The organism is Mycobacterium sp. 852002-51163_SCH5372311 (assembly GCF_001667115.1).
In the GTDB taxonomy this organism is placed as follows: Bacteria; Actinomycetota; Actinomycetes; order Mycobacteriales; family Mycobacteriaceae; genus Mycobacterium.
On sequence record NZ_LZIJ01000079.1, the window covers coordinates 32,525 to 52,776 of the forward strand.

Here is a 20,252-nt window from a genome sequence, read left to right on the forward strand (position 1 = left end):
GCGTCAGCCACCTGTCGTGATCGAGTCGTCGGTGATGCCCGCCGCCCGGCGGGCAGCCAGCCGGCGCTTCTGCGGCTCGATCGTGTAGCGCGGATCGCGGGCGGACTCCAGCCCCGCCTCGAACACGCCGAACCGGGTGAGTGCCGACGCCGCCATCAGCGCCAGGCCCGACACCACCGCGACGCCACGATGCCGCCCGCCGAGCAGCGTCCCCAATCCGCCCGCGATGACCAGCCGCTCGCTCCACCGCAGCATCCGGCCCGGGGCGCCGTGATGCAGCGGCTCGGCGGCCACCGGGTCCATCCGGCGTTCCAAGACCTTCGTCGCGACCAGATCGCCCACCACGCCGAGGACGGCGAGGCGCCGCGCCGGACCGGTCTCGGCGACGGGCGTGGTGATCATCGCCAGACCCGAGGCGGCAAGGCTGGCCGAGCTGACGAAGACGAACGGCAGGTGCTCGTGGGCGGCGTTCCACGTCGGGGTCGCGGTGTCGCCGAGCAGCACCGCGGTGTAAACGGCCAGCGGTGCCGCGAACAGGCCGGCCTCCAAACCGGCGGGCCCTTCGACCGCCCGCAGCACAGGCCGCAACGGCCCCAACGGAATTCGCTCGCCCGTCAGACGGTCTACCTCCGCCGCCGCGGCAATGCCGGTCCCCGCGCTGAAGGCGCTGAGAATCCACGAGCCTAGGCTCATCGGCGACGTGAGCTTGATGGTCCGCATCATGTTGACGAATCGCTCGGGCCGGCCCAGATCCTTGACCAGGGCGGCCGCGCTGAGTATCACGGCCACCAGCGCCGAGAGCCGCGCGTTGCGGCGCAGTGCCGGACGCCCGGTGAGCTGGGCGCCGGCGGCGAGCAATCCCGACCCGCCGGCCACGCCGCCGAGGAACAGGTACGCCCCGACCTCGTGTCCCCACGGTGCCGGCTTGACCACCGGGCGTCCGTAATAGCTGGTGAATTCCGCCTCGGGCACCATCAGGGTCTCGTCGCGGCGCCTCTTCCCCCGCTTACGACGACCGCCGCCGGCTTGCGGCGGTCGTAAGCTGTCGAACTCCGACGTGCTCACGGACGCTTCCAAAAGGCCAGCGCCGCGGCCGCGACCATGCCGGCCCCCGCCATGCCGGCCCGTTTGAACATCTGCATCAGGTCGGCGGTAGGTACCCGAGGGTCGGGCGGCAGGCCGTAGACCTCCGGCTCGTCCAGCAGCAGAAAGACCGACCCGGTGCCGCCGACGCCGTCGTGCTCGTTGGCGCCGTAAAGGCGGGCCTCGGTGAGCCCCTGCGCGTGCAATTCGGCGACCCGTTCGCGGGCCTGCGCCACGAGCTCGTCGTGGTTGCCGAACTTGATCGACGTCGTGGGGCACGTCTTGGCGCAGGCGGGTGTCTGGTCTTCGACGAGCCGGTCGTAACAGAGCGTGCATTTCTGGGCGACACCGGTGACGAACTTTTCGGCCGGCCGATCCGACCGCTGAGCCGGCGTCGTGTAGGTCCCGTCGCTGCGGCGTTCGACCACGCCGAAGGGGCAACCGGCAACACAGGTGCCACACCCGTTGCAGACGTCGTCCTGCACGACGACGGTGCCGAACTCGGTGCGGAACAACGCGCCCGTCGGGCAGACGTCCAGGCAGCCGGCGTGCGTGCAATGCTTGCAGACGTCCGAGGCCATCAGCCAGCGGAACTCCGGAGTGTCGGGCGGTGTGGTATCCAGCGGGCCAGGCAGCTTCGGCATACCCAGGTTCACCAGCGCGCGTCCCGATTCCCGCGCCTGCTCGATGCGGTCGCGGCCCTGCTCGATGAACGCGACGTGCCGCCACGTGCTGGCACCCAAGTGCCCGGTGTTGTCGTAGGACGAGCCCAGCAACTCCAGCTCGCCGTCGAGCGGATTGCGGTTCCACTCCTTGCAGGCCACTTCGCACGCCTTACAGCCGATACAGATCGACGTGTCGGTGAAGAAACCCTTGCGCGGCTTGGGATCTGGCCACCGCGCGTCGGCGGTGGGATCGGTCGGTCCTGCCAGCTGGCCCATCAGCCCTCCCGTTCCGGGTCGGTGACGCGCGCCTTACCCGTCTCGACGGTCGCACCCGCCCGCGACTGATACTCCTCGACCAGGCGCAGCAGCGCCTCGCCCTGCGGCCGGCGGCCCGGACGGATGTCGCACGAGCCGGCTTTGGACTCCTGGATCTGTACGTTCGGGTCCAGGGTGACGCCGAGCAGGTCGTTGGCCGCGTCCCCGCTCACCACCGCGTCACCGCCGACGCCCCAATGGTAGGGCAGCCCGATCTGGTGAACGGTGCGACCGCCGATCACCAGGGGCGTAACACGTTCGGTGACAAGCACTTTGGCCTCAATGGCGGCCCGCGGAGAAACAATGGTAGCCCAGCCGTAGGGTTCCAAGCCCCGTTCGGCGGCCAACTCCGGAGAGACCTCGCAGAACATCTCGGGCTGCAACTCGGACAGGTAGGGCAGCCAGCGACTCATCCCACCCGCGGTGTGATGCTCGGTGAGCCTGTAGGTGGTGAACACGTACGGGTACACCTCGGCTCCTGGCTCGTCGGCACTCGGTGCGCTCAGATTGTCCTTGCGCGGGAACATGATTCGCGACGGGTTCTGCTGCTGCGGGTAGAGCGCGTTGGCGACCGGCGACTCCTGCGGTTCGTAGTGCGTGGGCAGCGGGCCGTCGACCATGCCCTTGGGCGCGAACAGCCAGCCCTTGCCGTCGGCCTGCATGACGAACGGGTCGTCGCCGGCCAGGGCGTCGGGTCCGCCGACGTCCGGGTCCGGCCGCGCGTGCGGCGCGCGGTCCACCGGAAAGTCGGGCACGTCGTCGCCAACCCAGCGGCCCTGCTGCTCGTCCCACCAGATGCACTTCTTGCGCTCGCTCCAGGGCTTGCCGTCGGGGTCGGCGGACGCCCGGTTGTAGAGGATGCGACGGTCGGCGGGCCACGCCCAGCCCCACTCCGACTGACTCGGGCTCGGGCCACCGTGTGGCACCCGGCGGGCGGCCTGGTTGACCCCGTCGGCATACACCCCGGAGTAGATCCAGCAGCCGCACGACGTCGAACCGTCGGCGCGCAGTTCGGTGTACCCGGACACGGGCGTGCCGGCGTCGGGCCCGGACAGGTGACAGCCGTTGATCTCGGCCACTATCGATTCGGGATCCGGCTCGCCGTGCTCGTCGACGGGATAGTCCCACGTCAGATCGAGCAGCGGGCGGTCGCGTTCGTCGGTCGAACCGGCCAGCCGGGCGCGGATTCGCTTGCCCAGCTCGACGAAGAACTGCAGTTCGCTCTGGCAGTCGCCGGGCGGTGCGACGGCCTGATGCCGCCACTGCACCAGCCGTTGCGTCTGGGTGAACGATCCGGCCTTTTCGACGTGGGTGGCCGCCGGGAAGAAGAACACCTCGGTCTCGATGTCCTCGGTGCGCAACTCGCCGGACGCGATTTCCGGACCGTCCTTCCACCAGGTGGCCGACTCGATGAGGTTGAGGTCGCGGACCACCAGCCACTTCAGGTGCGACATGCCGAGTCGCTGCAGGCGGCCGTGCGCCGATCCGACGGCCGGGTTCTGGCCCAGCAGGAAGTACCCGTCGACGTCGTCTTCCATCATCGACATCACCGTCTGATACGTGCCGTGCGGACCGTCGATCCGCGGCAGGTAGTCGTAGACCCAGTCGTTGTCTTCCCGCGCGGCCTCGCCCCACCAGGCTTTGAGCAGGCTGACGATGTAGGCGTCGGCGTTGGCCCAGAAGCCTTTCTGGCTCTTGGGCCCGACGGCGTCGACGTACTCGCCGAAGCTGTCGTGGACGCCGGCCATGGGCATCGGCAGGTAACCGGGAAGCAGGTTGAACAGCGTCGGGATGTCGGTGGATCCCTGGATGGTGGCGTGTCCGCGCAGCGCCATGATGCCGCTGCCCGGGCGTCCGACGTTGCCCAGCAGCAGCTGCAAAATCGTTGCGGTACGGATGAATTGGGCGCCGAGCGTGTGCTGTGTCCAGCCCACCGCGTACGCGAAACACGTGGTGCGGTCGCGGTTGGAGTTTTCCACGATAGTGCGGGCCAGATAGTCGAAGTCCCGGATGCTGACGCCGCAGACGTCGCGCACCATCTCGGGTGTGTAGCGGGCGTAGTGCCGCTTGAGGATCTGGAACACCGTCTGCGGATGTTGCAGCGTCTCGTCGCGCAGCACACGGGCATGCGGCAAGGGCGGTCCGCCGCTGCCGTGCACATCGCCCGCGGCACGGTCCGAGGCGTCGGCTCCGTGTTCGTGATCGGTGTCCTGCTCCGCTTCCTGCTCCGCATAAGCCCATGTCGACGGGTCGTACTTTCCGGTCTCGGGGTCGAAGCCGGAGAACAGACCGCCTAGATCCTCAGCGTCCCGGTAGTTTTCGTTGATCAACGTCGCGGCGTTGGTGTAGGCCAGTACGTACTCCTTGAACCACAGCTCGTGGGTGAGCACGTGGTTGATCAGCGCTCCCAGCAGCACCACGTCGGAGCCGGCCCGGATCGGAATGTGCTTGTCGCACACCGCCGAAGTGCGGGTGAACCGCGGGTCGACGTGAATAACCTTGGCGCCGCGGGCCTTAGCCTCTTCGACCCACTGGAAGCCGACCGGATGGCACTCGGCCATGTTGGAGCCCTGGATGACGATGCAGTCCGAGTTGGCCATGTCTTGCAGTGACTGGGTGGCGCCGCCGCGCCCGAAGGAGGTTCCCAGACCGGGAACCGTGGCGGAGTGTCAAATACGGGCTTGGTTCTCGATCTGAATGGCACCCGCGGCGGTGAAGAGTTTCTTGATGACGTAGTTCTCTTCGTTGTCCAGCGTCGCGCCGCCCAGGGCGGCGATCTTCATGGTGCGCCGCAGCGGATGGCCCTTCTTGTCGATGTCCTGCCAGGCGTGGCGGCGGGCCTCGACGAAGCGATCGGCGACCATGTCGATGGCGGTGTCGAGGTCCAGCGATTGCCATTCGGTAGAGCGAGGGGCGCGGTAGAGCATCTTGATCTGCCGCCCCGGCGAGTTGACCAGCTGCTCACTGGCCGAGCCCTTGGGACACAGCCGGCCGCGGGATATCGGCGAATCGGGATCGCCCTCGATCTGAACGACCTTCTCGTCCTTGACATATACCCGCTGCCCGCAGCCGACCGCGCAGTATGGGCAAACGCTTTGCACCACCCGGTCGGCCGTCGACGTGCGCGGGGCGATGGCGCGAGTCTGCTTGGAGGTGACCGCCGGCCCGCGCCCGAGCACATCCCCCGAACGCAACTGACGGATGACGGGCCATTCCAGGAAAAGTCGCGGGATTGCCATGCTGCGAGCCTAGTGCGCCGCACTTGCTAAAGCGTTGTAGTTATGCACGGTTATCGGGTCGGCATTTGGTGCCCGAGTCTGCATTGGCGGCGCCGAGCGTTCACGGCGCGGGTTTCGCAGATCAGGACGCCCTGGACGCAGACTCGATGCTGGACGAGCGGGCGGTTTGCCTTTCCGCACGGTGAGTGAGTACTCTCTCACCGTGGCCGCGGGTGCCGTTGGGGGACGTGACCGCCTGCTGGCTGCAGCACTGAAGCTCTTCGCCGAGAAGGGGTACGCCGCGGCGTCGGTGGCTGACATCCAACGGGCGTCAGGCTTGGCGCCGGGGTCGGGTGCGCTCTACAAGCACTTCGCCTCGAAGCGCGAATTGTTGGAAGCCGCAGTCGAGTACCGGATCGACAGCATCGTGTCCGCCCGAGAGCAGTACGACGCCGAGGAGCCGGGCAGCGTAGAACACGCGGTGCGCACCGCAGGCCGGCTGATCTGGAACAACCTGAAGCAGAGCGAGGACTTGCTGAAGGTCATGCTGCGCGAGCCGGACGAACTCGGCGATCTGGACGAGAAGACTTGGCAGGTCATCACCGACAACGCCTATCAGCGTTTCGCCGACGAATTGAAGAGGTCGAACAGCTCCGGCCGCACTCGCATCCCCGATCCCGAGGCGATCGCAGCCGTCGCGATCGGGTCGCTGTCATACGCCGCCACGCTGCAAGCGCTGACCGGTCGCTCCCCCGGCAACATCGACGACGATCGCTACTTCGAGGCCTGGGTCAACCAGACCACCAGCGTTCTGGGCCGCTACACCGTTAAACACCAACCTATTTCAGGAGCAGAACTGTGACTTATTCGCTACAACTGAGCGACGACGTGATCGAGGTCCGCGATTGGGTGCACCAGTTCGCGGCCGAGGTCGTCCGTCCCGCCGCGGCGGAATGGGATGAACGAGAGGAAACTCCGTGGCCGGTCATCCAAGAGGCCTCGAAGGTGGGTCTTTACTCGCCCGACTTCTTCGCGCAGCAAGCCGCCGAGGAGACCGGGCTGGGCATGCTCGTCGCATTCGAGGAGATGTTCTGGGGTGATGCCGGCATCGCGCTGTCCATCATGGGCACCGGGCTGGCCGCAGCGGCCTTGGCGGGCAACGGAACTCCCGAACAGCTCGGCCGCTGGTTGCCGGAAATGTTCGGCACTGCCGGCGAACCAAAGCTTGGGGCGTTCTGCTCGTCGGAGCCCGACGCGGGTTCTGACGTCGGCGGCATCCGTACCCGTGCACGCTACGACGAAGCGGCCCGGGAGTGGGTGCTCAACGGCACCAAGACGTGGGCGACCAATGGTGGCATTGCCAACGTGCACATCGTCGTTGCCTCGGTCTATCCGGAACTCGGTACCCGCGGCCAGGCGTCATTCGTCATCGGGCCAGATACCAACGGGCTGGCTCAGGGTCAGAAATTCAAGAAGCACGGAATTCGCGCGTCGCACACGGCCGAGGTGGTGCTCGACAACGTCCGCGTGCCCGAGGACGCCATACTCGGCGGCCGCGAGAAGTTCGAAGCGCGGATCGCCCGGGTGAAGTCCGGCGCTTCGGCGGGCGGCCAGGCCGCGATGAAAACCTTCGAGCGCACCCGCCCGACCGTCGGGGCAATGGCCGTCGGCGTAGCCCGGGCCGCATACGAGTATGCCCTCGAATACGCCTGCCAGCGTGAGCAATTCGGTCGCAAGATCGGTGAATTCCAAGCTGTCGCGTTCAAGTTGGCGGACATGAAGAGCCGTATCGACGCGGCGCGGTTGCTGGTGTGGCGCGCCGGCTGGATGGCGCGCAACAACCAGAACTTCGAATCCGCAGAGGGCTCGATGGCCAAACTGGTGGCAAGCGAGACCGCCGTCTATGTCACCGACGAGGCCATCCAGATCCTTGGCGGCAACGGCTACACCCGCGACTATCCCGTCGAGCGGATGCACCGCGACGCAAAGATCTTCACAATCTTCGAGGGTACGAGTGAGATCCAGCGTCTGGTGATTTCGAGGGCGCTGACCGGACTGCCGATCCGGTAACCAAGTACGGCGAGCAGACGCAGAATCGCATGCGAGAGCGCCGATTTGTGCGATTCTGCGTCTGCTCGGCCTATTGGACGGCCAACTGCAGACGGTCCAAGCGCCTGACCAAGATGCTTGGTAACCAGTCGCCGACCTCGGTCGCCGTGATCCAGTTAGTGGATTCCAATAGCATCCCTAATACGATCCGAGCCTCTAATCGGGCCAGCGCTGCTCCGATACAGAAGTGCACGCCCTTACCGAAGGCTAAGTGGTCTTTCGGGCCGATTCGGTTGAGGCGGAATTCATTTGGCGCATCGAAGTGCGCCGGATCGCGGTTGGCTGCTCCCCACATCAGCAGGAGGTGTGAATTGGCGGGCAGCTCAACCCCGGCGAGGGTCGCATCCTGCCACACGTGGCGGTAGTGCCCACGAAACGGCGATTCAAAACGCAACGTCTCCTCTATGAACGCTCCCAACACTTCTGGATGCTCACGGATCTGGGCTTGCACCTCAGGACGATCCGCGAGGATCCATGCCGCGCTGCCCAACAACGACGCGGTCGATTCTCCCGCAGCGCTGAACAGGGTGAGCATCATTCCAAGCGCAGGAAGCTGATCCAACTCACCCGATGCGTAGCGCACTGCCAGATCACCAATCAGGCCATCTTCAGCACCAGCGCTTGCCTTTTCGAAATGTTCCAAGACATATGCCGACAGTTCTATCGCCGCCATTCCGGCCGATTCGAGCTGGTCGGAGTTGACTATGCCGTCGAGCAGGGTGGTCGTGGCGTAGCCGAGCCGAATCAGCCGGTCGACGTCATCATCAGGCAGACCCAGCAACTTGGTCACGACCATCATCGGGAGCCGGTTTGCCATAGCGCTCATCCACTCGACCTGACCGTCATGCAGATTCTCCCGCCACAGGCGTTCGGCGGTCTGGGCGGCGAATTCTTCGATCCTCCGCACGCGCTTGGCCGATAAGTGCGGCAACAGGATCTTGCGGTGGATGGCGTGCACCGGATCATCCGCGGTGGCTAGGGCGTGAGCAGGACCGCCGGGTGGTCCCATGTCGAACGGGGTGACACTGCCGTCGTCGTGAAAGACCATGGTCGCCGTAAGGTTCGACGAGAAGTCTTCGACTCGCTCGACGGCTTCCAGCACCGCGTCCCAACCGCATACGGCGTAAAACGCGGAATTTCCAATGCGCTGCACCGGCGATTCTGTGCGCATGCGGTCGTAGAGCGGGTACGGATCCTGTATCGCGTCGGCGCAGAAGAACTGGGTCGGGTCATCTACGACCGTCATAGGTTTCACGCTGACGCGGTTCACGTGCAACGTCAACGGCGCCTGACAAAGTTGAGGGGCTGCTCTGAGTGAGCGCGAGTCTTGCCGAAACTGCCTATGGTGACCTACCAGCGGATTTTCTTGAGAAAGATCTGCTTATATGTCTCAGTGTGAGAGAAGAATTTCAACCGCGCTGGCGAAATAGGGCCTGGCCAGATGTCACGTGATGACTGGCTGGTGGGTCGGGACCGCCGCAGCGAAGCCGCCGAACGGATCTACGCGGCGGCTGCCGACCTAATCTCTCGACAGGGGTATGAAGCCTTCACCATCGAGGCCTTGGCAGCCGAGGTCCACTGCTCGCCGGCGACGATCTACCGTCATGCAGGCGGCAAGGCCGCGATCCGCGACGCCGTGGTTGCTATCCAATCGGTTCGGATTGTGGAAACGGCACGCGCCGCAATCAAGGACCTGCGGGGTCCGGATCGAGTCGTCACCGCCACCATCGTTGCTCTGCAGAGCCTGCAATCTGATCCGCTAGCCCAACTCATGCGGACAATGCACACGACTCCCGTCAGCGAGTGGATCACCAGTTCGCGCACCGTTACCGGCTTCGCCCGCGAGATGCTCGGTGAAGAGAACCCTGATCCACTCGCCGCGCAGTGGCTCATCCGCGTCTTCCTCGCACTGTGGTGTTGGCCCGTCAAAGACCCCGCCACTGAACGCGCCATGTTGCAACGGTTCCTCGCACTTGGGTGAGGAGACGCAAGCGGAGGAGAACGGCGAGCAGACGCAGAATCGCATGCGAGAGCCCCGATTTGTGCGATTCTGCGTCTGCTCGCCCGACCTCGCTCCACCCCTTGACAACTTTACGTTACGTGATGTAACGATATTGGCATGTCTGCGCGTGCTGCCGTCCGCGGTCGTCCACGCGACCCGCGAACGGAGCGCGACATCATGGACGCCACCCGTCGGCTGCTCGTCCGCGACGGCTACGAGCAGGTGACCATCGACGCGATCGCCCGCGAGGCCGGGGTGAGCCGGCCCACCGTTTACCGGCGCTGGCCGTCCAAGGCACATGTGGTTTTCGAGGCAGCGTTCGGCCAGCCGTCCGATGCCGCGCTGGTCGAGAACTCTGGCGACTTCGAAACCGATCTGCTGGTGTTCGTCCGCGAAGTGTTGCGGTTCTGGCGCGAACCCGTCGTCGAGGCCGCCGCGCTCGGCATCCTCGCCGACCGTCACCGCGACCGGGACCTGCATATCCGCACCCAGCAACTGCTCGACGAACGCACGCTCACCGAGTTCACTGCCCTGGTCCGCAGCGGCGTCGACCAAGGTCTGGTGCGCCGGGATGTGGACGTCGACATGCTCTACCAGATGCTCGTCGGCACCGCCTTCTACGCCGCGCAAATACAGCAAAACGACGATATAGACATCCTCGCAGAACGCCTGTGCGCCATGGTTATTCGCGGCGCAGCGAAAACGAAAGTGAGAAAACATGCCTGACTCAGTATCCGAAGCGTTCAACGGCCTGCTCGACGAAGTCCGCGCCATCGAGCAGAAGATCCTCGCCGCCGACCCGCCGCTGGACGAGCCCGACGTACTCGACGGATACCGCCTGGCATTCAGCGTGTTGCGGGTCGCCGTCGACACCTACGTGTGGGGCGACAAGGACAACCCCATCCTGATCGACGTCATCGGCCCCTACCTGAAATGGGGCGGCGACAACTCCGATGCGTTCTACCAAGTCGCTCCGATCGACCCGAACCGCACCTACCGGATTACCGGGAACCGCGGCGACGCCGTCTACCTGTCGATGACGGTTTACGGCGGACCTGACGACGGCCGCTACAGCAACCGCATCGTCGGCACGATCAACGACCGCAACCTCGAGTTCGACGACGACGGCAACTTCGAGTTCACCCTCAGTCCCGATCCGCAGCCGGGAACGTGGCTCAAACTCGACCCCGACGCCGTGCACGCGCTGACTCGTGACTACCTCACCGAGCCGGCGACGGGGCGTCGCACGCAATGGAAGATCGAGGCCATCGATCCTCCCCCGCGGAAGTCCGACAGCGCCGAGGACCTGGCCCGGCGGTTTCGTGCCGCACGCACGTGGCTGCGGGAGCAGATGTCGTTCCTGCCCACCCGCGTCCAACCGCCCAACCAGATCGCCGAGCCCTTCCCGGTACCGCAGCACGCCTACGGTTGGTCGGCGGCCGACGCCGCCTATGCCATGGGCGCCTACGACCTGAAACCCGACCAGGCCCTGGTGATCGACGGCACGTCACCGAAATGCGTGTTCTGGAACCTGTGCCTGTGGAACCCGTTCCTGCACACCTACGACTACACCTACGAACGCGTCACCATCAACGGCGCGCACATCGCCGACGAGACGGACGGCTCGTGGCGAATTGTGGTCAGCGACAAGGATCCTGGGCACCCCAACTGGGTGTCCACCGCGGGCCGCGCCCGTGGACTGATCTGGTTGCGCTGGTTCCTGCCCGAGGAGACGCCCGCGCGGCCCACCTGTCGGGTCGTCGATGTCGCCGACTTCGACAAAGATGACGCAGGACTAACGTCGTGACCGACCGCCCCGCCGACATCCGGCTTACGGATCTGGCCAATCCCGTCTATCCGGCTGCGGCGCAACCGATTCGGGACGGCCTGGCCGCTTACGGCGCGACGCTGCGGCTGCAGCCCGAGGAGATGCTCGCGGCGGCCGAACAACGCACCGACCTGAACAATTGGGGTGATCCGGGATTCCGGGAACGGCTTGACGTGTTGTGCGCATCGCTGCGCGACGAGGCGGGGTTGTCCGACACCGGCGTCGCGGTCGCTTACGAGCAGGTGGTGCAGAACCTGGTCAATCGGTTGCGGCTGGAGGCGCTGCTCGCCGAGCATCCCGAGATCGAAGACCTCCCCGTCGAACGACCGATCATCATTTGCGGACTCCCGCGCACAGGCACCACCCATCTGCACAACATGCTGGCCGCCGACCCGTCGCTGCGCCACCTGCCGTATTGGGAGAGTCTGGAGCCTTTCCCCTCGCCCGACGAGGTCCATGACGAGCAGCCGCGCCGCGACCGGTGTGCGACGGCACTGGAACTGACCAACACGTCGATGCCGGAATTCAAGCGCATGCACGACATGACGGTCGATCATGCGCACGAAGAGATCCAGCTGTTTGCCAACGACATCTCCGGGATGTTGCTCGAAAGCGTCTACCACATACCAAGTTTCGCCGCCCACTACAAGGCGCACGACCAGGGGCCGAGCTACGCCTACCTCAAGCGCATGTTGCAGGCCCTGCAATGGCTGCGGGGTGGGACCCGCTGGGTGCTGAAATCACCGCAGCACCTGGAGCAGTTCCCGACGCTGCTCGCCACTTTCCCCGACGCGACATTCGTTTTGACACATCGGGATCCGGTGGAAGTGACATTGTCGATGGCGACGATGATCTGCTATTCGTCGCGGATGGCCATGGCGCGGCCGGATCCGGTGAAGACTGCGCGCTATTGGCTGGACCGAGCCGAGGACCTGCTGAACGGATGTTTGCGCGACCGCGACCTGTTGCCGCACGATCAGTCGATCGACGTGCGGTTCACCGACTTCATGGCCGACGAGGAGGGCACCATCGCGCGCATCTACCAGCTGGCCGATCAGCCGTTCGACCACTCCGTGCGCAAGGCCATGGCGGAATTCCGCGCAGAGCATCCGCGCGGACGCTACGGCGGTGTGCTCTACAGCGCCGAAGACTTGGGACTGGATCGAGAGGAGATTGCCACCCGGCTATCCCCGTACCGGAGGCATTTCATCGATGACGCCGAATGACGGGTGGCAGGATTTCGTTGCCGGCTAGTCGACCAGTTCCCGAAGGGCCTCGATGAGCTTGACCCGCTCGGCTGGCGTCGCCGCGATGGGTGCCACGGTCAGGGTGGTCACCCCGGACTCGCGGAACGCCGCGACCCGTTCCTTGACGAACCCGGTGGGTCCGATCAGGTTGACGTCACGCACCAGCTCGTCGGGTACCGCCTTGGCAGCGCCGTCCTTGTCGCCGGCCAGGTAGAGCTCTTGGATCCGGTCGGCTTGCGGGCCGTAGCCGTATCGGGTGGCCAGGGTGTGGTAGAAGTTCTTGCCCTTCGCGCCCATCCCGCCGATGTAGAGCGCCAGGTGTGGCTTGACGAATTCCCTTAGCGGCTCGACGTTTTCGCCGATCGCCAGTACCGGCGCGGCGTAGACCTCGAGCTCGCCCAACGCAGGGTCGCGCTTGGCGTGACCGGCGGCCAACGCCTCGCCCCACACGTCGCGTGCCTTCTCGGGTAGATAGAAGATCGGTTGCCAGCCCTCGGCGATTTCGGCGGCGAGCTCGACGTTCTTGGGGCCCAGCGCGGCTACCAGGACTGGGATGCGTTCCCGGACAGGTTGATTGATGAGCTTGAGCGGTTTACCGAGGCCGGTGCCGGATTCGGGCGGCAATGGGATGGTGTAGTGCTTGCCTTGGTGTTGCAGGGTCTCGCGGCGCCATACCTGACGGCAGATCTCGATGACTTCGCGGGTGCGCGCAATCGGAGCGTCGTATGGCACGCCGTGAAATCCTTCGATGACCTGTGGGCCGGAGGCACCCAGGCCGAGGGTGAAGCGCCCGTCGGAGACGTAGTCGAGACCCGCGGCGGTCATCGCGGTCAGGGTGGGCGTGCGGGTATACAGCTGCAGGATGCCGGAAGCCAGTTGAACCCGTTCGGTGCTGGCCGCCAGGTAACCGAGTGCGCTCACCGCGTCGAACGAATACGCCTCGGGGACAAAGACAATGTCCAGGCCGGCGCGTTCGAGGTCGGCCACTTCGGCGGCCACCTCCTTGAAGCCACCCGCGTAGTTGATGGCCAATCCGATCCGCATGGTCAGCGCTGCCCCGCGTTGGCGAGTTCGAGGGCTTCCTGTTGGATGCGGTCGAACTGCGCGCCCATTGCCTCCGACAACGCCGTCGCACCCGACAGCGGTCGCACCATCACCATGAAGTCGTCGATCAAACCGTCGTCGTTGAAGTGCAGGAAGTCGCACCCGGTGATTTTCTTTCCCGCCACGCTGGCTTCGAATACGAATGCATGATCGTTGGCGTCATGGATCTCCCGGACGTAGCGAAAGTCCTCGAAGACCCGCAGCACGCCGCGCAGGAACGCCGCGGTTATCGGCTTGCCGACATATGGTTTGAAGGCGATCGGGCTGGTGAAGACGACGTCGTCGGCGAGCATCGCCTGGATGGTTGCCTCGTCGCGATCTTCGACTGCTTTGCGAAAGGGGTGCTTATTGCTCACGAGAGTTGACGGTAGAGGCTGTCGCGGCGTATGTCCATAGGTGATTACTCACTTTGTTGAATAGGTGTCTTGTTGTACGATGCGGCTATGTCGCTTCGCGATGCCGTGTTGGCCGCACTCCTCGAAGGCGAGTCTTCCGGATATGACCTGGCCAAAGGCTTCGATGCCGCCACGGCGAACTTCTGGATGGCCACGCCGCAGCAGCTGTATCGAGAGCTCGAACGCCTGGCCGTGCAAGGTCTGATCGAGGCTCGTGTGGTTCAACAGGAACGCCGGCCCAACAAGCGGATGTATTCGTTGACCGAGGCCGGTCGCGACGCGATCCGCCATTTCACGGTAAGTGCGCCAAAACCTTCGGTGATACGCGATGAACTGCTGGTCAAGGTGCAGGCTTCCGATGCCGGTGACCGACAGGCCGTGCGGGAATTCATCGTGGAGCGGTTGCACTGGGCGACAGGCAAGTTGGAACGCTACGAGCGATTGCGCGCCCGGCTCCTTGGCGGGCGAACCGAGCAAGACTATCTTGCCGAGGCCGAGCGTGTGGGGCCCTATTTGACGTTGCTGCGCGGAATCTTGTTCGAGCAAGAGAACATTCGGTGGGCCGAGCACGCTTTGACGGTCATCGAAGGCCGTCTGACGGCGGTGCCTTAATCGCGCGCCGGCCAGTCCGATGGGCTGACTTTCCGCCTGGATCCTTCTGGCGTGCGACGCGTCGTTTCAAATAGGCTCGGTATACCATTGGCCACACCGGTCACTTTCATCACCGCAGAAGAGGCTTGTGTCTTTTCGTCCACCTCGTAGCGACAGATTGGCTTGCCGCGCAACGGTTGTCGCTCGGAGGCGGACAAAACCACATACACCCGAAATTTTGTGGCCGGTGGGACTCATGAGAAACACGCGGCCCACCGGTTCTGTGCACCACAAGCTGCGCCTACCCCGCCGGCAATTTTGAAACAGCCCGTGCAAACGACGCGAGGCAGCACTTGCGATGAACGCTCACCAAGCCGCTCGCGGAGCCGCGACGGCAACGGGACATGATGGCCACATGAACGCCGACATCCGTGTTCTCGACAGCGAGGACGACCTCATCGCCGCGGCCAACCTGTTTCGCACCGCTATGGTCGGATTCCCGCCGTTGTCGAACCTGCCGCCCGGCCAGATCAGCAAGCTGCTCGAACCCGGCCGTACTATCGGGGCATTCGTCGACGGACAGTTCGTCGGCACCGCGGACGCCGTATCGTGCGGGCTCACGCTTCCGGGCGGAACCGTCGTCAGTCACGCCGCCGTGACGCACATCGGGGTGTTGCCGTCGTTCACCCGGAAAGGTATCGCCACCGATCTGGTACGTCATCAACTGCGCGACATCGCCGCGCGCGACGAGGTGGTCGCAACGCTGCGGGCGTCCGAGGCGACGATCTATGGACGCTATGGCTACGGAGTGGCCAGTTCATGCCAAAGCGTCGAGGTTCAGACGGCGCGGGCCTCGCTTCGTCCAGGCATCCGCTCCGGCGGGCCGGTACGACTGCTGGATCCCGCCGACGCGTGGGACGTACTGCCGAGGATTTATGCCGACAATCGGCCGGCCCGCCCCGGAGCCGTTGACCGCACGCCGGTGTGGTGGGAAGGCCTACGACTGCGCGCCGAATCATCAACTCAGCCTTGGTATATCGCGGTGCACGGCGAGCCGGGGTCCGAGTCGGGTTTCGCCCGATACCGGCCCGTCGATACCGAGCAGTGGTTCATCAGTGACCAGCGCACCATCGTGGTCGAGGATTTCTTCGCACCCACCACTGATGCCTACCTCGGACTGTTGCGATTCCTGTTCGGGCTGGATCTCGTTGACCGCGTGATGTTCTGGATGCTTCCCCTCGACGATCCGCTGCCCTTGCTGCTATCGGATCGGCGGGCCGTGAAGGTTCGCGCGGTATACGACGAAACGTGGCTTCGGATCGTCGACGTCCGACAAGCGCTGGCTGCGCGCCGATACGCCGGAGCTGGCTCCGTCACCGTCGCGGTGAATGACCCGCTCTTGCAGAGCAATTCGGCCAGTTTTACGATCACTGGTGACGGCGCCGAACCGACGGAATCGCCCGCTCAACTGCACGTCGACGTAGAGGGCCTTGGCACCGTCCTTCTCGGGGGTGCGACCTGGCACAGTCTCGCGGTTGCCGGGTTGGTCCAGGCCGACGATAGGGCGGCACTGGCCGAGGCCGATCGGCTGTTCGCCGTGCCCGAAGCGCCGTTCGCCGGCTTCTTCTTCTGAGGCCTATGACTGTGATTGCGGTCATCGGTGCGGGGATATGCGGACTCGCCGCTGGGTATGAGCTGTCGCGGCGCGAACAAGACGTGGTCGTCTTCGAGCGCGGCGAGCCGTTTGCCGAACAGTCCAAAGGACTCGCACGGATTTTTCGCATCGCACATCGGCGCCCGGCGCTATGCCGGCTCGCGATCAGAGCGCGCGTCGGTTGGCAGCGTTGGGAAGCAGAGTTCGGTGCGGGACGACTCCTTGGCTCCGAAGGATTTATCGCCGCCGGTCCCAGCCACGACGTCGCGGCCGCCATGACGGACGCTGGTGCCACGTTCTCATGGGTTGACCGTCCGGCGATCGCGGCGCGGATCCCTTTCGCAGCCCCGCCCTGGGAGACAGGCGTTTTCGATCCGCTCGGCGGCAGCCTGCGTATCCGGCGGGCGCTGACTGCCCTGACGAAGCGGGTGCGCATCCGTCGCGAAGAGATCGCCTCGGTTGCCGACGACGGCTCGATAGGGCTTGTGGACGGCACGATAGTGCGCGCCGACCGCGTGCTCATCTGTGCCGGGGTACATACGCCGGCACTCTTCGGCCCGCTCGACGTCGAGTTCCTACCGCACACTCGCATTACCTACGAAGGACCCGATGCCGTTGGCGCGGCGTGCCTTTCCGCGCCCGAAGGCTACGGGTTGCCGCTCGGCAGCACGGGCCGGTGGGCGTTCGGCCAGGTCACGCCAGACCCCGCGACGGTGCACGCGCTGTTCCCCTCGCTAATCCCGATCGACCGGGTGGACTGCGTCACGGTGTGTGCGCCGTGGCTGGACTCCGGCGGCGACGGGTGGACCGTGCGTCGCCGCGGCCGTGTCGTCGCCTTCGTCGGGAGCAACCTGATGAAGTTCGGGCCGCTGCTCGGTGACCTGCTGGCTCAAGCCGTGCTGAGCGACGAGCTACCCGACGATCTGATCCTCAGGTGAGGTTCCGCTGGCGAAAACTCGCGCGCAGCGATTCGAAACCTTGAAGGGTGTTGTTCAGCAACCGAACCGGCCTCTCAACGCTGATGTGCTCGACCTTCGGGAGCATCGCGCGCAACAGCGCATGCATCTCCATCTTCGACAAGTACATGCCCACGCAGGCGTGGGCACCGAAACCCCACCCGAGGTTGGCTCCCTTGCGACGCAACGAGAAAACCTCGGGTTGCTCGAACTGGCTTTCATCCATATTGGCTGACGCGTAGAGCAACACCACGCGCTGGCCACGACGGAGAACCGTGCCGTCGACCTCGGTGTCGTGCTTGATCATTCGCGTGAATCCACGCACCGGTGAGGCGAGGCGGACAGCTTCAACCGCGGCGACCGGCACGAGATCAGGATTACGCCGCAGCTCGCTCCATACCTCGGGGTTGGTGCCCAGGCTCCACAACAGCTGGGCGGATGCCAGGATCGTCGTATCCAGGCTCGGGCCGATGAAGTCGATCACCATCGCCTTGGCCTCCGCCGAGCTCAAGGTGCCGTCATGGCCCGCGGCAAGAATCGATTCCGCCCACCCGCCGCGCTTGACGTTCTCGGTGCGGAGAGTTCGCGCGTAACGCCTGAGGCTCAGTCCGGTAGGCATTGCCTTCAGCGTTCGACCGTTGATCGGTCCCAAGACGTCGAATGCGCCGCGGCCGTAATTCAGCATTCGCTGGTGGTCGATGTCGACACCGACCAGATCGGCGACTACCCGGACCGGGAGGTGCGCGGCGAAATCGGCGACGCCGTCGAACTCGTCACGATGGCACAGATTGTCGATAAGCGTGGAGGCTTCCGCTTGCAGAGTCGGGTCAACCGCGGAGAGCGCTTTGGCCGAAAGCGATTGCAGCAGTTGGCGACGCCGTTTGACGTGGGCCTCGCCGTCGCTGGCGAGCGTGGTACCCGCGGTCAGGACATTCGTGACCGGATTGGCAGCGACACCGTCGCCGCTGCAGTAGGTCTTGTCGTCGCCGAGCGCTTGGCGGACATCCCGGTAGCGGCCCATGACCCAGGACCGGTGCTTTGGCAGCCAGACCGCGGCTCCTGCCTCGCGGATCCGGCGGTAGGTCTCGACGGGCTTGAGCAGCGTCTCCCTGCTGTAGAGGTCTATCGGCAGCGTGGGAGTTCCGGCTGCAGGCCCGCGATCAAACACGCTCATGATTGAACACCCACCGACGTCACGATGAGCAAGCTTGCGCCACCTCAGGCCGCCTTTTCGGCAATTCAGCGCGCCGGGCAGGCCAAGGTCGTTGCGCGCGCTACCTCATCCCCCGGCCGGAGGCTGTGCCACCACCGTCGGCTTGAACCCGTATTTGGGAGCGGCGAACGGGACCGGCGCCCCGCGTCCACCGCCCAACAACGGCAGTCCGTTGAACGCGTTGGTCGCTGGTTCCCCGGCTCCCGCGAGTCCGTTGAGCGTCACGAGAGGCGTGGTCGGCGTCGGCGCCGCGCCGGCCCAGGCCGACGGAACCGACAATCCGCCGACGGACATCGCTCGGCCCACGCCTGCCGCCGCACTACCCATGGCGTTCGGGATGGCATGGGGCGCCGCCCCCACCGCCTCCAGCGCTTTGGCTATCTCCGGGGCCGCCTTGGCCGCCTGCGGAAGCATTGCCTGGCTGAGGCCTTGGATGTCTTTGAAGGAGGTCGTGAAAAGGCGCACCGGCGAAATCAATCTGATGAAGGCGTCAAACGGGGTGCTGGCATCCAATGTCGACGATCCCGTCAAGCCCTCCAGCAGGTCGCCGAACACTCCACCCACGACGATCCCGCTGCCATCGGAGGTGAAGCTCAGCCCCAGGCCACTCAGTACAGCGTTGAGATCGGTCAGCGAGGGCGGCGTGTTCGTGACACCGGCAAGACTCTGCAGCGTGCTCGGAATCGCTTTGAGGCTTTCGGCGTTGACGCCCGTGCTTGTTGCGACAGCCCGGCCGACGGCAGCGGCCTGGCCGGCCAGTCCGGCGGGGTTTGTGGCCTGCGCTGCCGGCCTGAATGGCGTCAACGTCGACGCCGTCGCCGATGTTCCGGCGTATCCGTACATCGCGGCCGCGTCTTGGGCCCACATCTCGGCGTATTGGGCCTCGGTGGCCGCAATCGCTGCGGTGTTCTGACCGAGGAAGTTTGTCGCCAGCAACGCCATCAACAAGGTGCGGTTCGCCGCGATCTCCAGCGGCGGGACGGTTTGGGCGAACGCCGCCTCATAGGCGCTAGCCGCCGCCGCGGCCTGACCGGCGACCTCATCGGCTTGTCCGCCGGTGCCACTTAGCCATGCCAGCTGCGGGAAGGCGGCTGCCGTCATGGATGCCGCGGATGGTCCCTGCCACGGCCCGTCGGTCAACCCGTTGATCAGGGTCGCGTAGGCGGACGCGGTGGTGTGCAGTTCGCTGGCCAGGGCCTTCCAAGCCGCCGCGGCGGCAAGCATCGGACCAGAGCCGGGACCGGAGTACATCAGCGCGGAGTTGATCTCCGGCGGTAACAGCCCGAAATCGACCATGGTTGACTCGCCTACGCCACCGCGGTCGCGTTCGCCGCCTCGGTGGCCGCATACGAGCCGGCGCTGATATCCAGCGTGATCGCCAATTGCTCGCGGATCGATGCGGCCCGGGCACTTATTTCTTGGTAAAGCCTTGCGTGCGAGGCGAACTGCGCAGCGGTCAGAATGGATACCACGTCGGCAGCGGCCGGAACCACTCCAGTCGTCGGGGCTGCGGCAGCCACGTTTTCGGCCCAGACCGATGCGTTCAAGGCCTGCATTTCCGCAGCGGCCATGGCCAGCACCTGCGGATCCGCGATAACCATCGACATGTTGCTCCTCAAAATCCCGTTTCAGCAATGAGTTTCAGCGACGACACTGTCACCGAACCAACTGCGAGGGTAGGTCAGCCACGTCCGGGCATGACAACTTCCCGCGCGCTAATTCATTGCGTCGTCGATAACTGTTCATTTTGCCGATCCATTTGAGTAGATCGTGAATGATGTTGTGAAATAATATGTTTGGAGTTTTATATGAGTTCTGCGAAGGTAGCCGGCCGTTGCGTCTGCCGTGAAATCTGCATCCGGCCGGCTACCG

General features: G+C 65.1%; 18 protein-coding genes. 9 read left to right on the forward strand and 9 right to left on the reverse strand.

Annotation, left to right across the window (positions count from 1 at the left end; translation table 11 throughout):
- Positions 1–3: 3 nt before the first annotated feature.
- From nrfD to fdh, 3 genes are read right to left on the reverse strand one after another with little or no spacing between them, the layout of a single operon-like run.
- Positions 4–1,065: an NrfD/PsrC family molybdoenzyme membrane anchor subunit gene (gene nrfD, locus A5791_RS10115; RefSeq protein WP_067234871.1), complete on the reverse strand. Its 1,062-nt coding sequence runs from the start codon at positions 1,063–1,065 to the stop codon at positions 4–6.
- A complete protein-coding gene (locus tag A5791_RS10120; protein ID WP_067234873.1) occupies positions 1,062–2,024 on the reverse strand; it encodes a 4Fe-4S dicluster domain-containing protein in 963 nt (320 codons plus the stop codon). Before A5791_RS10120 ends, nrfD begins: the two co-directional genes overlap by 4 nt.
- On the reverse strand, positions 2,024–5,302 hold the full coding sequence (fdh, locus tag A5791_RS10125; RefSeq protein WP_082966848.1) for a formate dehydrogenase: 3,279 nt from the start codon (positions 5,300–5,302) through the stop codon (positions 2,024–2,026). Before fdh ends, A5791_RS10120 begins: the two co-directional genes overlap by 1 nt.
- A 202-nt stretch (positions 5,303–5,504) precedes the next feature.
- On the opposite strand from fdh, the gene A5791_RS10135 reads away from it, so the two are divergent.
- On the forward strand, positions 5,505–6,143 hold the full coding sequence (locus tag A5791_RS10135) for a TetR/AcrR family transcriptional regulator (RefSeq protein WP_067234880.1): 639 nt from the start codon (positions 5,505–5,507) through the stop codon (positions 6,141–6,143).
- A complete protein-coding gene (locus tag A5791_RS10140) occupies positions 6,140–7,351 on the forward strand; it encodes an acyl-CoA dehydrogenase family protein (protein ID WP_067234883.1) in 1,212 nt (403 codons plus the stop codon). Before A5791_RS10135 ends, A5791_RS10140 begins: the two co-directional genes overlap by 4 nt.
- A 70-nt stretch (positions 7,352–7,421) precedes the next feature.
- On the opposite strand, the gene A5791_RS10145 is transcribed toward A5791_RS10140, so the two are convergent.
- Positions 7,422–8,636 carry a cytochrome P450 gene (locus A5791_RS10145; protein WP_067234886.1) on the reverse strand — a complete coding sequence of 405 codons (1,215 nt, stop codon included), beginning with the start codon at positions 8,634–8,636 and terminating at the stop codon, positions 7,422–7,424.
- A 195-nt stretch (positions 8,637–8,831) separates the two neighbouring features.
- On the opposite strand from A5791_RS10145, the gene A5791_RS10150 reads away from it, so the two are divergent.
- The 4 genes from A5791_RS10150 (at position 8,832) to A5791_RS10165 (ending at position 12,446) form a co-directional block, all read left to right on the forward strand.
- Positions 8,832–9,371, forward strand: a complete 540-nt coding sequence (locus A5791_RS10150) for a TetR/AcrR family transcriptional regulator (protein ID WP_067234888.1) — start codon at positions 8,832–8,834, stop codon at positions 9,369–9,371.
- A gap of 138 nt (positions 9,372–9,509) precedes the next feature.
- Positions 9,510–10,118 carry a TetR/AcrR family transcriptional regulator gene (locus tag A5791_RS10155; protein WP_067234890.1) on the forward strand — a complete coding sequence of 203 codons (609 nt, stop codon included), beginning with the start codon at positions 9,510–9,512 and terminating at the stop codon, positions 10,116–10,118.
- Positions 10,111–11,199, forward strand: coding sequence for a DUF1214 domain-containing protein (locus tag A5791_RS10160; RefSeq protein WP_067234892.1), 1,089 nt, complete (start codon positions 10,111–10,113; stop codon positions 11,197–11,199). The genes A5791_RS10155 and A5791_RS10160 overlap by 8 nt, the downstream gene beginning before the upstream one ends.
- Positions 11,196–12,446 (forward strand): sulfotransferase, encoded by a 1,251-nt coding sequence (locus tag A5791_RS10165; protein WP_067234894.1) that lies wholly within the window; start codon positions 11,196–11,198, stop codon positions 12,444–12,446. The genes A5791_RS10160 and A5791_RS10165 overlap by 4 nt, the downstream gene beginning before the upstream one ends.
- A 24-nt stretch (positions 12,447–12,470) precedes the next feature.
- Here the strand turns inward: A5791_RS10165 and A5791_RS10170 are convergent, their stop codons facing one another.
- The gene (locus A5791_RS10170; protein WP_067234897.1) at positions 12,471–13,511 is read right to left on the reverse strand and encodes an LLM class F420-dependent oxidoreductase; all 1,041 of its coding nucleotides are present in this window, start codon (positions 13,509–13,511) and stop codon (positions 12,471–12,473) included.
- 2 nt (positions 13,512–13,513) lie between these two features.
- A complete protein-coding gene (locus A5791_RS10175; RefSeq protein ID WP_255397649.1) occupies positions 13,514–13,927 on the reverse strand; it encodes a nuclear transport factor 2 family protein in 414 nt (137 codons plus the stop codon).
- 87 nt (positions 13,928–14,014) lie between these two features.
- Between A5791_RS10175 and A5791_RS10180 the strand changes: the two genes are divergently transcribed.
- From A5791_RS10180 to A5791_RS10190, 3 genes are all read left to right on the forward strand, one after another.
- On the forward strand, positions 14,015–14,578 hold the full coding sequence (locus A5791_RS10180) for a PadR family transcriptional regulator (RefSeq protein ID WP_067234899.1): 564 nt from the start codon (positions 14,015–14,017) through the stop codon (positions 14,576–14,578).
- A 394-nt stretch (positions 14,579–14,972) separates the two neighbouring features.
- A complete protein-coding gene (locus tag A5791_RS10185; RefSeq protein ID WP_067234900.1) occupies positions 14,973–16,190 on the forward strand; it encodes a GNAT family N-acetyltransferase in 1,218 nt (405 codons plus the stop codon).
- An 11-nt stretch (positions 16,191–16,201) separates the two neighbouring features.
- Positions 16,202–17,149: an FAD-binding oxidoreductase gene (locus tag A5791_RS10190; RefSeq protein ID WP_067235261.1), complete on the forward strand. Its 948-nt coding sequence runs from the start codon at positions 16,202–16,204 to the stop codon at positions 17,147–17,149.
- Here A5791_RS10190 and A5791_RS10195 read toward each other — a convergent pair.
- From A5791_RS10195 to A5791_RS10205, 3 genes are all read right to left on the reverse strand, one after another.
- Positions 17,142–18,341: a cytochrome P450 gene (locus A5791_RS10195; protein ID WP_067234902.1), complete on the reverse strand. Its 1,200-nt coding sequence runs from the start codon at positions 18,339–18,341 to the stop codon at positions 17,142–17,144. The two genes, A5791_RS10190 and A5791_RS10195, sit on opposite strands and share 8 nt — an antisense overlap.
- Positions 18,342–18,446: 105 nt before the next feature.
- Positions 18,447–19,676 carry a PPE family protein gene (locus tag A5791_RS10200; protein ID WP_067234905.1) on the reverse strand — a complete coding sequence of 410 codons (1,230 nt, stop codon included), beginning with the start codon at positions 19,674–19,676 and terminating at the stop codon, positions 18,447–18,449.
- Positions 19,677–19,687: 11 nt separating this feature from the next.
- Positions 19,688–19,987, reverse strand: a complete 300-nt coding sequence (locus A5791_RS10205) for a PE family protein (protein ID WP_067234909.1) — start codon at positions 19,985–19,987, stop codon at positions 19,688–19,690.
- Between the last annotated feature and the right edge of the window lie 265 nt (positions 19,988–20,252).